Origin of the sequence: Enterococcus sp. AZ196 (assembly GCF_050498845.1) — a bacterium.
GTDB lineage: Bacteria > Bacillota > Bacilli > Lactobacillales > Enterococcaceae > Enterococcus_A > Enterococcus_A murrayae.
On record NZ_JBIPAM010000001.1, the window covers coordinates 1,005,596 to 1,019,377 of the forward strand.

Genomic DNA, 13,782 nt, shown 5'->3' on the forward strand with positions numbered 1-13,782 from the left:
ACCAGTAAAAAGGTCCTTATACACCCCATCAAGAGTTGTATAAGGACCTTTTTAAATAATTGATTTATCTCTAGTTACGTCTGCTTTAATATAATCAGGAGCTTCCTGTTCAACTTTTCCGTTTTTTTGAAAATTGCCAGTGATAGGCGGCCTTATTCAAACGCTCCATTAGGTCCTTGACGGAATCCACTTTTTACAACTAGAACAGTTTATGGAAAATCAGCTATGCTCCTGCTTCAATTTTTCAATCTCTTCGGTGGTTAATTTAGTGGCTTTTGCTACTTGCTCTATGCTAACTCCGATTTTTAAGAATTCGATTGCTAATGCTTGTTTCGTCTTTTCTGAAACGTACCCTATGTCAAGGACACTTTAAGAAAAAGGGAGATAACTTTTCAGGTAGATATTGCTATAGCTACTTAACTATTTTTAGGTGGTGTGATTCCTTTTAATGGATACTTTCCCGTTGTTATGTATTGATAGTATTCATTAGGGGATAACTTAGCTAATTGCCATTGATAGCGTTCATTATTATAATAGGTCATCCAATTATCTATAATTGCTTTTACTTCATCAAACCCTGTATATTGACTAATATCTATTTCGTCTTTCATATGACCATAGAAACTCTCTTGAGGAGCATTATCCCAACAATTCCCTCGACGCGACATTGATTGTCTCATGTTTTTGTCTTTTACTAGTTGAATAAAGCTACAGCTCGTATAGTGAAACCCCTGATCACTGTGAATTAAAGTTTCCATCGTCAAAGTTTCACCGTGATTTTCCATCATTTGATCAATTGTTTCTAAAACAAAATCCACTTCCAGCGATTTACTGAGAACATATGCTAGTACTTGCTTGGTATAAGCATCCAGGATCGTTGATAGATAACAGAATCCCTCATTATACGGAATATATGTAATATCTGTTAGAAGCACAGCTCTTGCACCGTGCGCTGTGAATTCCCGGTTTAATAGATTTTCTGCTACATTGCTTGTTTTTAATGCCTTAGCCATTCTTCGATATGGATTTGCCTTGCGTACAGGGCAAATTAATCCATACTTTTTCATTAAGCGCCTTATTTTTTTAACATTCATCACTATTGGCGGTGTTTGATGTAATAAATTCATATGTATACTACGTGCACCTTTGGCATACCCTCGGCAATTATAGGCTTTTAAAATTTTTTCAAAATCGGCTTTATCATTATCCTCTTTTTCTTTGCGCTTAGGTGCATTTTCTACCCAGCGATAATAACCAGAGCGTGATACCCCTGCAATTTCGCAAAGCATAACGACGGACAATACATTGTCTTCTTGAGTCAACATCTCATGGATAACCTCAAACTTACGGCTAGATTCACTCATGTTTTGTCGATTCATTTTGAATTGTTGATTTTTGTAATTTTTTTTAGAAATTCGACTTCTTGGCGCAAGTATAAAAGTTCGTGTTGTATTTGTTTTAATGATTGTGGTGAAAGATCTTCTTGTAATTGAATTTTTTTAATAGCTACTCGTTTACTGTGATCTTCACCTTCTTTAAAACCTTCTCCTGACATTGCTTGATGTTTTATTCTTTGAACAAGACTATCAATTCGTTTTTGAGGAAACATGGATACATCGTATCCAAAATCGCTAATAATTTTTCTCGGTGCATTTCCAGCTTGATAACTAATCCAGAAATCTTTTTTAAATTTTGCAGTAAAGTACATTTTTTTTGAGGTGACCTTTAAAGTGTATTCATTAGACTCTAGTTCTTTTATTTGCTTCTTGGTATACTCTCTCATTTCTTCTCTCCTACTAGATGCTTTGTTATATATTAACATCTTCCCGAAGATATGGAATGGCAACACTTTTTTTGACAAAAATTATAAGGTGTTGTGAATGCCGGGATGTTATGGCTCCGATTGCCCTTGACAATGAGCCTCCTCGGATCTGATTCTCTCCGGCAGAAGCACAATCATTCAATTACGCTGCCTCTCCAGAGGTATCAGATCCAAGCTCATTATCAAGGGTTCGCTTCGCCAATCTCTGTTGTCGAAATTGGATCGGTGTTTCATACCCCAATGTGCCATGCAATCGCAGGTAGTTCCACCAATGCACATAATCAAACAATTCTAGGCGTAGCTGTGCCAGTGTCTCAAATTGGTATTGATGCACGAACTCTACTTTGACAGATTTATAGGTTGATTCCGCAACGGCGTTATCATATGGACAGCCCTTCTTACTCAACGAACGAGTGATCCCAAAACCATTCAGAATCTCATTAATGGTTTGGTTATCAAATTCCTTTCCACGATCTGTATGAAAAAGTTTGACGTCTGTTAAAGGATAGGGAATCTGGCCAAAAGCCTCTTTTACCAATGCGGCATCTTTTTTCTCACCACAGGAATAACCAATAATTTCTCGATTAAATAAATCAAGAATCAAGCAGATATAATGCCACTTTTTCCCTACGCGAACATAAGTAAGATCCGTGACGATGGCTTCCAATGGTTGCTCTTGGGTAAAGGTTCGATTCAATACATTCGCTGTTTTTGCTTCATTACAAGCTGTTCGGTGGCCTTTAAAATGAGCGATCGTATAGGTAGATGTCAACCCGCGACGTTTCATGATCCGACCGATTCGGCGCCGACTGAGTTGAAGGTCACGCTTTACTAAACATTTCTTCAATTTTCGGGTACCGTAAGCTTTTCGGTTTCGGATGAACTCGTCCTGGACGATCTCTTCTAATTCGGATTCATTTTGGATCGGCTGGGGTTGGTAATAATAGGTTTGACGAGAAATATTTAGAATTTTACACATCGCTGATATCGAGTATTTTTGCTTGTTGTCATCAATTACTTGTCTTTTCGTCCGAATATCAGCGCCGCTTGCTTTAAAATATCGTTCTCCATTTCAAGCTGCTTGTTTCTCTTCCGTAGTGCGATCAGTTCAGCTTGTTCTGGCGTCAAGTTGTCTTTTTCCTTGAACGACCCTGTCGCTTGAGCCTGCTTCACCCATTTATCAAAGGTAGAAGGCGTGAGCTCATACTCTCGAATGATTTCGGCGCGTGACTTGCCTGCAAGGTAGAGATCGACTACTTGTTGTTTGAATTCTTTTGAATAGGTTCTTCGTTGACGTCTTGACATGAAAAATCCTCCAGTGTGTTTTTTTCTATTCTACACACCTTATTTTTTCTGTCTAGTCTAGTGTAGCCGATTCAATATTTTCTGTGTCCACTTTAGTGGGAACACCCCTTTGTCTAAGTGTCTACTTTAAGGGAACCCTCTTTCTAAATCTGTCTACTTTATAGGGTATATTTTACTGTTTCTCTTCCTGTCGCCCTTTTTCGAGCCCCTTTTCAAGCCCTTTTTTATGCCCTTCTTTATGTCCTTCTTCCATAGCAGTCACAAATACAGCGTCAGAAATAGCTTTGGATTTTTCGATGTTCATGATCATTTCTTTTTCCTCGCTTTCCAATGTTAAGAAATCAATTTTTCTTTTTGCTTCTTTGATATAGTCGGGAGCTTCCGACTCAACTTCTCCGGTTTTTAGAAAATATTGCCAATGATAGGCGGCCTTTTGTTTTTCAATCGTTTGATTTTTTAGACTGAGGAAACAGAGAATCAATAATTCCTTGTTCTCTTCATTGAAAAAAGGCTGATGTGTTTCTTCATTTAATAAGCGGAACAGCTGTAAGGCATTGTCTTTTCGATCAAATAAATGGAAATCCACAATATTGATTCCATAAGCAGGTCGCAAACTAGAAAAGTTGTTCTTTTTCCCTGCTTCTTTTTTGTCGCTAGACCCAAAAGGTGAGCGGAAGGCCTCGGCCAGATAAAAGAGTGAACGCTCATGGAAATAGCTATGCGGCTGGATTTGGCATTCGATAGTGGCATGGCTGCCATCTTCTCCAATGGCTAAGATATCCACTTCTGTTCGCAGGATCTCCGTTTGCATGTGATCGATTTCGTTGAACTTTTTCTTATAGCTGTCGATATGATAGGTTTCTTTTGGCATAAGGGACTGGAATTCGATGCCTAGCAGGTCTTTGACAAAGGCTTTCAGGATATACAGGGAGTCTTCAGAGGTTAGCAGTTTGCGAAATAACAGGTCATTCGTTGGTAAATACTTTTGCATTTTTTCCACACCTTTCAGCTGGTAGACGCCATGCTGAGAGGCATTTCTCGCCCCAATTATAGCATGGTTTCTCAGCAGCCTTCAAAATTTATTTACTTTAAAATACGCAAAGAGTGAAGAAATGCTTGTATTATTTTAGAAGAAAAGAGTAATAATGCACCGATCACTTTTTTTCATGACCACGCCTCTTTTCTGTTGCTGCTGAATTTCTTTTAATAATAAATGACCTACTTATCCCACTTCTCAGCAAACTTCCCCCAGTTTCGATTTTTAAGCGCAATAATCAAAAAATTGACAGTCAAAAGAAACGTGATGATTGTGCATGCGACCGACCCTTCTGCACCAAAATTACCACCAGTGAACAGCTGGTTATTACTCAAAATAGTGGTGGAAAAATAACCTGACGGCGTTGTCCCACTCACTGGAATTCCGAAAATCGCTCCTTGAATCCAATTCCATGTAATATGAACACCTACCGCCGCATGAATACTGTTTAAGGCGTACATGACACTGCCCATCAATGTTCCAGCTAGGGCAATATTAATCAGTGCTAATGGCGTGATTCCAGGATTTCCAAGATGCATCAAACTGAAAAGAATAGAAGTAAGCATTAATGCCGTGTAAGGACCAAATCGTAGAAGATGATGCTGGATGAACCCACGACATAAATACTCTTCTAGGAAACCAACCGCGATGAATAAGAATAATTGATTAACGATTTTCTCCCACGAATGATGACTTGTATTTAATTCATAAACCTTCAGTAAATATAGTGGAATGACCACCATAAGAAATGCGCCAATCCCAATCAGCAAGCCAATAAGCAGTTTTTTCGGTTCTCTTTTGCTCCAAGAAATGCCGTAATCAGCCAAGGTCTTTCCTTCTATTTTTGCGCTTAGTAATAAGCCGGCAAGAATAAGCACGATACTAAGGACAGCTCCTAGCATACTAGCAACCGTTGAATTTACATTTCCCAATGTGCTTGGTAAGATCTCGTATGCAGACATCGCAGCAGTAGCGAAAATGATTACACAAACAAAAGCCGCCATTCCCTTTCCAATCTTTTTCATTCCATCACCCCTATTATCGCAACAACGTTACAATATCCTTCTTCGCCGCACTTTTAGCTGGCAGCCAGCTAAAAACGATCCCGATGACAACGGACAAACCAAAAGCCAAGCCGATCGTAAACGAATCGGGACGGACAGTTAATGGTGTAAAGCTTGATGCGACGTATCCTAACAAGATCGAGACCAAAAAGCCGATCATTCCACCAAAGAGGGTTAAGGTGATTCCTTCTAATAAAAACTGCATCATGATGTTCCCTTTGGTCCCACCCATCGCACGACGAACACCGATTTCCTTTGTTCGTTCAGAGACAGAAATATAGATCATGTTCATCACACCAATTCCTGAGATAAATAGAGAGATTCCGCCAATGACTGAGACGAGTAACGTAATCCCCGTCAGGATCATTCGTAATTGATCCACCATTTTTTTCATCGCAGAATTCTGATTCTTATAACTGCCAAGCTTTTTCCAGGTGCCATATTTTTTAAGGTTATTTTCAATTGATTGCGACACACGTTTCACTTTGACCCCTGAACGTAGCTTCACATCAATCGAATTATAATCTGTTCCCTTGAAGTAATGCTCATAGGCTTTCTTAGGTATCTCCGCAATTACATTGTTTTCCGGAGTAGAAAGAATCGTTCCATGCTCACGATTCTTCATGATACCAACCACCTCAAACAGATGACCGCCAAGTCGGATACTTTGGCCAATGATCGACTCTGGAACCTCTTTATTGATCGCTTTTGCCGTTTTTTGATTAATAACGACCACCGGATTCTCATTGTAGTAATCACTTTCTTGGATCGAACGACCATAAATAGTCTTCGTCCCCGTCTTTTTTAATAACTTAAAAAATGCCGACTGTTCACTACTCTCAATGTCACTAAAATTAGGCGCAGCATATTTTTGATCGATATAATAATTTGCAGATTGGACACCTGGCAGACTTTCAATTCGATTGATATCTTCCTCTGTAAACCCGTTCAGTCCGTTTTCAGTGAAGTTTTCACTTTTAGGACTGAAATCAAAGGATAGTTTATTTTCCACTTGATTTAATCCCATAAATTCTGAAACATACTCTTCAAACGCACGACCGATGGAAAAGACTGTGATCACCGCAGACACTCCTATGATCAATCCAATCATGGTTAAAAAGCTTCGGCGTTTATTCTTCCCAATGGCTTTAAAAGCGGTTTTCCAGACTTCACTAATTCGCATAAGGGACACCTTCTTCCAGTAGTTCGCCATCTTTTACCGTAATGATTCGCCGACAATAAGCCGCCGCTTCTGGATCGTGCGTCACCATTAAGATCGTGACCTTTTCTTCCTCATTCAGATGCTTAAACAGCTCCATGATTTCCTCTGAAGTATGGCTATCCAAGGCCCCTGTGGGTTCGTCCGCCACAATAAATTTGGGATTGCCGACAATCGCACGTGCAATCGCCACCCGCTGCTGCTGACCACCAGAAAGTTGTTTTGGTAATTTGTTGTATTTATCAGCAATCCCAACTTTTCGTAATGCTTCCATGACGAGCGGTTTGGTTTGGCGTTGCTTCTTTCCTCCATACAATAGAGGCAAAGCAACATTTTCTAGAACAGTGTTGTTTTCAATGAGCTGAAACGATTGAAAGACAAAGCCAACAGCTCTATTCCGTAAGGCGGACAGTTTTTCATCTTTATAACGATAGGCATCGTTCCCCTCAAAAAGATACGTTCCTTCAAAATCCCCATCCAAGAAGCTAATCGTATTGATTAATGTTGATTTGCCCGAACCGGAAGGCCCCATCACCGCCACAAATTCATGTTCATCGATGGTTAAGCGGATATCCTTCAACACATGGATGCGTTCTTGATCCGCCGTATAGTATTTATTGATGTTCTCCATCACAATCATTTTACGTTCACATCCATTCCATCTTTTATCGATGATGCGTCCTTAATGATTTTCTGTGATTCATTGAGCCCTTCATGTAAGAGGTAGTAGCCATTCCCCTTTTCAATGGTTACAGGTTGTTTTTTTGCTTTTTTATTTGAAACAGTATAAACAAACGTTTGCCCATCCTTTTCTACGACACTCTTCAATGGCAAATGGATCTCATTACGTGGAATCAAAAGTTCAACCGAATAGCCCACGGGAATCGCTTCGTCAGGAACTGCGGTAAAGTTATAGGTCACTAAGCTGTCCTTGTCTTCTTTCTCCGCTTCATTATTCATCTCAGCCAAAGAAATGATTTTTCCACTAACCGTCTTCTCGCTATTGGCGTACTTAATCTCAATCGGTTCATTTAACACAATTTTCGATCGATCGTATTCGGTAACGGTTCCTTTTATAGAGGATTCCTCACTTTTTAACACCATTAGCTGCTGCTGGGAATCATTCTTCGCATCTTCATTTAGCATGGTCACTAACGAATCATTATCCGCCCGAACAACTTCTCCCCAGCGATAAGTAAGCAAGATGGTATTCTTTGCGACATGATCCCCTTCATTCACATGAATCGTCCGGATCGGTCCTTTATCAGAATCTATTAGAACCGTTTGCTTCTTCGTCGACTTCACCTGTCCCTTCAGATGGAGCGGCGTTTGCTGCTTCACCTCAAACATTTCCACTGAGGTTCCTTCTGCTTCCTCTGGTGGCGGACCTTGTAATAGAAAATACCCCACTCCCAAAATAACTACTACCCCGATACCAATAATAAATTTCTTCATTTGTTTTCTTTCCTTCCTTCTATATCATTTAATATCTATCTAAAAAAAGTGCTTAATCCGCTTAATAGCGCCGTTCTCCATTGCGAAGTGCACTCTTTACATTTCATCAAAACTACTCATGATGTTCCTCAACCGATCCCGAGAAGTTTCGAACAACCGCGTAAAGGTCCAACCATATAATTGAACATAATGATTCTTTGTTTCGATAATCTGATAAATATAGCTTAGTTTTAGTCCTTGAACATCTGAAACAAACTCACACACTTTTATTTTTTCCCCATTCATCAGCTCATCATTGAACTGAATTTGCGTGTTGTTCGTACGAGTCAATCTTTGCGAGACCAGTTCTGCATACGCATCCAGCGTAGTAAAATCTTCCTTATTCTCTGAAATACATGCGACAAACTCTCTTTCCTGTTTGTCATAGATCATAAATTCCAAATCCTTGTTTTGACTGAGTGGATCAACTTCTTCTATCCAATCAGAAGGAAAAGTGAGCTGATACACACTGCCGCTGATGCCCGTAATATTTTTCTTCAAGAAAATAGCCTCTGAACTGGCAGAACTGCTAAAGATGTTCTGACGACTCGTAGCTGTTGTTTGCTCACTCTGACTATTACTTGACGTAGTAGGAATCTGACTGCATCCAGACAGTAACAGACAAAAGAGTGTAAAAAAGGTCGTAGTAACGATACTTTTCTTCATTTCTTTTCCTCTTTCATTAATCAGTAGGAATGTTGTTGCTCATTCAATAGTGAAAATTGATGAGTTTCTCTACTAAATTGATAAATCAAGCGGCTTACAGGTTTTTCGTTTTCTTGATAAATAGTTTCAGTCAACTGTTTGAGCTCTTGAACTTCTGCTTTTTTACTTGCCTCCACTATTAGCACGCTGTCCCTTGCTGGAAAAGAAACGACTAAATCATCCTCTAATCGATTCGAAAGATTTCCCCAAAGATTAGGTAATAACAAGGAGCATGCTGTCATTTCCTCGCTGGAGTAGATTTCATAACCAAGAAAGCGGGAAGATAGGATGATTTCGCATCGAAAATTGTTCGTAAGATTTTGATAGGCTAAGTGATCGATTTCCTCCAAAGAAATCGTCGGCGGGAGATTTTCTTTCAACAATACTTCCCAAAAGGTCCCACGATCCACTTGATAAAAGATTGTGATATCCCCTATATAATGCTTATGAACTTTCGACATTTCTTTCCCTTCATCATTGAACTGAACAGTAACAACGTCACTAGAGCGCGGCATTGGAAAAATTGCTGAACGGATTTGATCAAATGCTTCAAGCTGGTTTTTTAACTGGTGATCAGCTATTTTCTTCGACTGATTTTTGTTAAATAATTTCATTTTTATTGCTCCTTTTCAGTATTCTTCAAAGAGAGTGGTGTAACCTCCGAAAAACTGTTCATGATTGTCTCTAATGGTGGTTTCAAATCATCAAATCGACTGATTGATGTCCATGCGACTAATTGAACATATTGTGTTTCACTTTCTTTTACTTGATACAAAATATGATGATTCATTCCTCCAAATGTTGTTGTATAGTCTACTTCCCAGAATCTCTCGTTACTCCGTTCGACAGATTCAAAATAAATTTCTTTTTGTTCATCTTCCCATAGCGAACGTTCTGTTATTTCCTTATAAACGTCCAGACTGACAAAATCACGTTTGTCTTCAACAATGCATCCGATATATGCTGTTCCGTTGGCATTCTCCACCATAAAATCATAGGAGGTGTTTGAAACATAAGTCGGTTCTGAGATTTCCCATTGCTTAGGAAGAAAAAGGTTATATTTTCTACCACTAAGTCCGGTTATTATTTTTTGCGCCCAACTGTTTCCTTCATCCTTCCTTCCATCTTTTACCATCAAATAAATCAGCAGACACAATGTCATAAAACCAACGACAGCCCATAAAACTAGCATTCCCTTTCCCCCATATCACTGATTAATTTTTTTTAAATCAATAGTAGATTTTTAAGTCATTAATTATGAATTAGTCAGTGTAATTTGCTAATATCCATATAGGAAATGCCAAACGAAATCCAATTATTGATCGTATGCACCCAAAAACCTGCCCACAAACTATCAGATTTTCGCCAAGCATAATTGAAAAAAATTCTTCCTAAACCAGTCACAACTAGACATTGAAACCAATCCCAATCATAAACCTGTAAATGAGCCAACCCAAAAATCAAACTGCTAAACACACTGGAAAGGAAAAAGGCACTTTTTTTCAAAGACGACAACTGATTCAAATAACCAAACACAGGGAAGGCTAAGATTGCTACAAGTACCTCTTCTCCAATGAGACTAAATGTCATGCCTCCCATCACCAACAAAAAGTCGAGAAAAGGAAGCTTGTTTATCGCATCCATTGATGTATGGGAAGAAACAGACGGCATAAATACGAATACGATGACTAGTGAAAAGACAAAACTCAATACCAGATATCCTCCTATCCAACGCTTAGTCCCTGATTTCATGGGTCCGAAAAATTTTCGTAATGAAGAGAAACCGTATTGATACCCTAAAATCCCTACCATTCCGACAGTAAAAATAACAGGGCCTAATAGCCAATGAGTAATTTGCAGGTAAAGGAAAAATACTGCAAGCATCCCTATCCAAGAAAGCAACACCTTCCAAATGGGAAGTACTTGGGATGTGATTCGGATAATATTTGAATCTTCAAAATTTTGTGCCCGCTTAAATCGTTCTCGTTTCATAACAACACTCCTCTTTTTTGATAAAAAAATGCATGAAACTAAGATTTTTTTAGTTTCATGCATTCAAAATACAGTAGTTCTTCAGTCAAATTCTATACCTGACTATTCTCAGCAACGATTTCATCCAAGACCTTACTAAGCTCCTTAAATTGCTCGTCACTCAAAAGATGTTTATAGGTTTCTTTAAATCTTTCTGCTGTCTCTGCATCGACAGACTCGCTATTTTGACGTATCTTCTCAAGTAATGTCTGCATGTCTTCTTCACTGACTTCAACATTAGTGAGATTGGCTGCTTCTCTTGCGAACTCCGTAAGAGATAGGCTTTCTTCGTTGCTTGGCAGCTTGACACGCTTCTCACTGTCTTGGGCACGTTGGTCGATACTTAGCTTTATGGTGTAGCTCGTCCCGTCTATCGGTTTTGAAGTCACGACAATCTTCGCTTTTTTGGTTTTCTTCTTAGTATCTACGGTTAAATCTATGGTTAATTTTTTTAATTCTTCTAAACGTTCCTCAATCGATGTTCGTAATTCTTTGTCCTTTTTCTCAGAAAGACTGTCTACGAAAGATTCCAGTTCCTTCTTGGTGAATTGATGCGTGATTTTATCCCCCTCCTTTTTGAATGAATCCTTGTCCAAGGAATCATAGAAGTCTGAGTATTGCTTACTAGAAATGCTTCTCACTTCATTGGCTTCATCCAGTGACTCATCAAGTTCCTCTTTGGTCAATAAAATATATTTTCCTTGAATCACTTTGGAATCAATCACATCCACTGGCAATTCCGTGGTGAACTGTTTGATGAACTCAATGGTTTGATTATAGGCATCAGCCTTAATGTAGGAATCCTTGGTTTTGTTGCTGGCGAAAACTTCATAATCCAAGTCTTGACCAAAAAGATTCGTCGATAGTGTAGTCACCACATCTTTGGTTTTCTTATCCTTTAAAATAGTGCCCTTCAGCGATAATCCCTTTAGCTGCTTTTCAACGACATCATAGGTCATTTTATCTTCGGCATTCTGCTCTTCACTCGAGTTGATCGAAAGACTGTCAATCGTAATCTTGAACGTTTGATCGTTCATCTTCGCCTGACTCTTCAGCTCTTCTTTATATTGTTCCTGCGGACTTGGCCCGCAGCCGCCAAGAATACCTAACACCAAAACAAGACTAACACTCGCAAAAAACTTTTTCATTTTGCTTTTCCCCCTACTCATTTGAATGAAACTCTGCCAACAATACTCTCCGTTTCCGAATCATCGAAACTATGGTGATAAGAATCACCAAAATGGAAAGGACCACTTGGACAATCGCCCCTGTAGAAATACCAAATACATCATAAAAAAAACTTAGAACTCGGGGAATCTTGAATGTCTGATCTAAGAACTCCATTTCGTAAAGACTAAAGACCAACATCCCACTGGCTAACCATAGAATCGCGAAAAAGAGGATCACTCCACGTCGACCCATTTCTTGACTGATTCGTTGCTGCAGCTGTCGTTCTTCCGGGCTGAGTCGTTTTTGCTTTTTGGCGGAGCGAATCGCCATGATGCCACAAAAGAGGATAAATACTCCTAAAGCACTTAGGAAAAGAATCGTTCCCCTGTCATATTCCCAACTCATACTCTGCCCCTCCGTTTATTTTTTCTTCGTAAGCGGTGAAAGCAAGCGTTCTCTTTTTAGAAAGGCTACGAATGCCACCAGTGAGATACCTGTTAACAGTGTCAACCAGTTAGTAGATGTATCGCCAGTTTTTGGTAATTGCTTCGCTGTATTTACGCTGCCTAATTGCGGCGAAGTCCGAAGTGTACGAGTCTGGATCGTTGGATTCGAATAAACGGGTCGTTCTCGAACGGTTAACGTGATTTCTTTGCTTACTGCAACATCAGTCGAAGGAACGCCTTCAAGTGAAGCGGTGTAACGAATGCGGTACGTTCCAGCAGTCGTTAAGCGCTGAGCGCTATCCACTGGAATGGTTCGATCCAGTACTTCAAAGGAAACGAGACAATCCTCCGATACCTTTACCCAATCTAAAATCATCTCACTTGTTAATACATCACCAACCGTCATCACCTGATCACTAACCTCAATGTCAAGCAATTGAGAAAAAAGTGTCTTCACCACAGTGACAGTCACACGCTTATCGACGATTTCACCCAGACTGCTGTGAACACGATAAACAAGCTCATACTCCCCTGGCGTCTTCATATCAATCATGTTTTTGATCACTTCAATCCCTGTTTCGGTTGTCGGATCATAACTACCTAATTCGACTTCACTACCATCCGCCAGCGTTTCAAACGCTTGAATGCCCTCGAACAAATCAATCATATCGCCTCGATTACTGAAATTTTTCGTTTCGATGCGTAAACCGTTAACGACTGTCACCGTGATCATCTTCTCACTGACCGTCCCATCACTGGCGGTGACACTCAGTTTGACAGTCTTCTTACCCACAGTATCAGTCGCTTTGGGCTGATCAATCGTAAAGACGTCCACATCGTCCAATGAAGCGACCTCCCCATTGGCATCCTTTAGCACGAGGCGCTCAATGATTTGAGCGTTGAGATCGCTGCCTCGCCAAGTTGCGAAGTCCGCGATTTCCAAGGTATATTCTCTCCGCCGAACACTCGTCCGATCGGTTTGCTCCGTTTTTTCTACTTGAATCGTTACGGTTTCTGAAGTTGTTTCACCAAAACTGTTTTTCACGGTATAGGTCAATGAATAGGTACCCGCCTGATGACTATCGACAGAACCAATCACCTGAATCTGTTTGGTCAGATCACCATCGATCACGTCACTAGCCGTCACCCCGGCTTTGGGATCAAAGGAAGTGCCTGCTTTAATCGTCTGATTTTTGACGCCTTTGAGAGTGGGAACAGCTACTTTAACTTTTTCGTTCCTTTGGCTTTGTTCCTTGGCATTTTCTACTTCAGTTGTCGCTTTCGTAGCGGCAGGAGCTGCTTCGACTTGTTCATTGGTTTCCTTTGATTGTTCCGTTGCAGCCGTTGGTTCTTCGATTGCCACGGCTTGTTCTTCTGTCGGTAAAGTGTCACTTAATTCTTCCGCCTGTACGACTGGCATCCCAGATAATACCAATCCACAAGAAGAAACCACCATCAATCGACTCCACACTTTTTTATTCATATTCTTC

General features: G+C 39.9%; 15 protein-coding genes. All 15 read right to left on the minus strand.

Annotation, left to right across the window (positions count from 1 at the left end):
* Window positions 1-416 precede the first annotated feature (416 nt).
* The gene (locus tag IGI67_RS04870; RefSeq protein ID WP_429956937.1) at window positions 417-1,364 is read right to left on the minus strand and encodes an IS3 family transposase; all 948 of its coding nucleotides are present in this window, start codon (window positions 1,362-1,364) and stop codon (window positions 417-419) included.
* 11 nt (window positions 1,365-1,375) lie between these two features.
* Window positions 1,376-1,783 carry an HTH domain-containing protein gene (locus tag IGI67_RS04875; protein WP_429956938.1) on the minus strand — a complete coding sequence of 136 codons (408 nt, stop codon included), beginning with the start codon at window positions 1,781-1,783 and terminating at the stop codon, window positions 1,376-1,378.
* A 181-nt stretch (window positions 1,784-1,964) separates the two neighbouring features.
* A protein-coding gene (locus tag IGI67_RS04880; protein WP_429956939.1) for an IS3 family transposase occupies window positions 1,965-3,127 on the minus strand; the annotation gives its coding sequence in 2 pieces (ribosomal slippage) (window positions 1,965-2,851 and window positions 2,851-3,127; 1,164 coding nt in all).
* Window positions 3,128-3,299: 172 nt separating this feature from the next.
* Window positions 3,300-4,118 (minus strand): Rpn family recombination-promoting nuclease/putative transposase, encoded by an 819-nt coding sequence (locus IGI67_RS04885; protein WP_429956940.1) that lies wholly within the window; start codon window positions 4,116-4,118, stop codon window positions 3,300-3,302.
* Between the two features lie 227 nt (window positions 4,119-4,345).
* Window positions 4,346-5,188 (minus strand): CPBP family intramembrane glutamic endopeptidase, encoded by an 843-nt coding sequence (locus IGI67_RS04890; protein ID WP_429956941.1) that lies wholly within the window; start codon window positions 5,186-5,188, stop codon window positions 4,346-4,348.
* Between the two features lie 13 nt (window positions 5,189-5,201).
* Window positions 5,202-6,410 carry an ABC transporter permease gene (locus tag IGI67_RS04895; protein ID WP_207106968.1) on the minus strand — a complete coding sequence of 403 codons (1,209 nt, stop codon included), beginning with the start codon at window positions 6,408-6,410 and terminating at the stop codon, window positions 5,202-5,204.
* A complete protein-coding gene (locus IGI67_RS04900) occupies window positions 6,400-7,086 on the minus strand; it encodes an ABC transporter ATP-binding protein (protein WP_207106969.1) in 687 nt (228 codons plus the stop codon). Before IGI67_RS04900 ends, IGI67_RS04895 begins: the two co-directional genes overlap by 11 nt.
* Window positions 7,083-7,901, minus strand: coding sequence for an efflux RND transporter periplasmic adaptor subunit (locus IGI67_RS04905; protein ID WP_429956942.1), 819 nt, complete (start codon window positions 7,899-7,901; stop codon window positions 7,083-7,085). Before IGI67_RS04905 ends, IGI67_RS04900 begins: the two co-directional genes overlap by 4 nt.
* 96 nt (window positions 7,902-7,997) lie before the next feature.
* The gene (locus IGI67_RS04910) at window positions 7,998-8,606 is read right to left on the minus strand and encodes a hypothetical protein (protein WP_429956943.1); all 609 of its coding nucleotides are present in this window, start codon (window positions 8,604-8,606) and stop codon (window positions 7,998-8,000) included.
* Window positions 8,607-8,626: 20 nt separating this feature from the next.
* Window positions 8,627-9,259 (minus strand): DUF1444 family protein, encoded by a 633-nt coding sequence (locus tag IGI67_RS04915; protein ID WP_429956944.1) that lies wholly within the window; start codon window positions 9,257-9,259, stop codon window positions 8,627-8,629.
* Between the two features lie 2 nt (window positions 9,260-9,261).
* The gene (locus IGI67_RS04920; RefSeq protein ID WP_429956945.1) at window positions 9,262-9,837 is read right to left on the minus strand and encodes a hypothetical protein; all 576 of its coding nucleotides are present in this window, start codon (window positions 9,835-9,837) and stop codon (window positions 9,262-9,264) included.
* A 74-nt stretch (window positions 9,838-9,911) separates the two neighbouring features.
* Window positions 9,912-10,637 (minus strand): CPBP family glutamic-type intramembrane protease, encoded by a 726-nt coding sequence (locus IGI67_RS04925; RefSeq protein ID WP_429956946.1) that lies wholly within the window; start codon window positions 10,635-10,637, stop codon window positions 9,912-9,914.
* Window positions 10,638-10,729: 92 nt separating this feature from the next.
* Complete coding sequence (locus IGI67_RS04930) at window positions 10,730-11,824, minus strand: hypothetical protein (RefSeq protein WP_429956947.1); 1,095 nt, start codon at window positions 11,822-11,824, stop codon at window positions 10,730-10,732.
* A gap of 13 nt (window positions 11,825-11,837) precedes the next feature.
* Entirely contained in the window at window positions 11,838-12,251 is a 414-nt protein-coding gene (locus tag IGI67_RS04935; protein WP_429956948.1) for a hypothetical protein, read from the minus strand.
* A gap of 15 nt (window positions 12,252-12,266) precedes the next feature.
* Window positions 12,267-13,775 carry an immunoglobulin-like domain-containing protein gene (locus IGI67_RS04940; RefSeq protein WP_429956949.1) on the minus strand — a complete coding sequence of 503 codons (1,509 nt, stop codon included), beginning with the start codon at window positions 13,773-13,775 and terminating at the stop codon, window positions 12,267-12,269.
* Window positions 13,776-13,782: the final 7 nt, after the last annotated feature.